This is a genomic window from Sphingobium olei (assembly GCF_042678845.1).
GTDB classification, from domain to species: domain Bacteria; phylum Pseudomonadota; class Alphaproteobacteria; order Sphingomonadales; family Sphingomonadaceae; genus Sphingobium; species Sphingobium olei.
In genome coordinates, this window is record NZ_JBHTLS010000014.1 from 1 (window position 1) to 568 (window position 568).

1 protein-coding gene is annotated in these 568 nt (G+C 59.3%); it reads right to left on the reverse strand.

Annotated features, from left to right (window positions below; translation table 11 throughout):
• Positions 1-17 precede the first annotated feature (17 nt).
• A partial coding sequence (locus ACFQ24_RS03740; RefSeq protein WP_380909110.1) for an IS5 family transposase occupies positions 18-568 on the reverse strand: 551 nt, incomplete at its 5' end.

The following is a 568-nucleotide window of genomic DNA, read 5'->3' on the forward strand; positions in this document are numbered from 1 at the left end:
AGAGCCTGTCTTGAATCTCATGCGTAACGAGCGATGCGCCTGATGAGGACGACGGCGGCAGCTGCATATAGAAGTGCAGTTGCGGATTTGATGGTTCGCTCGAAGTCCTTTGCCAAGCGTCGATTTCGATTGAGCCATGCGAAGGTTCGTTCAACCACCCATCGTCTGGGATGGACGACGAACCCGGTCTGGTCGGCGAATTTCCGAACGATCTCTATCGTGATGGATGTGGCTTCCCGGACGCGATCGCTGTTGTAGGCGCTGTCGGCATAGGCATGCTCGACCAAGGGGTGCCGCTGGCGTGACTGCCTGAGCAAAGGCACTGCGCCGTCTCGGTCCTGCACGTCAGCGCCATGGACCAGCAGTTCGAGTGCACGACCATCGGTATCGACCATGGCGTGGCGCTTACGGCCCATGATCTTTTTCCCTGCGTCATAGCCGCGCGGTCCACCCGCTTCAGTGGTCTTCACGCTCTGGCTGTCGATGGCCGCCGCTGACGGCATCGGTTCTCGCCCCGTTCGGACACGGTCGATCTGGACAAGATGGTGGTTGAGACTTTCGAATGTCC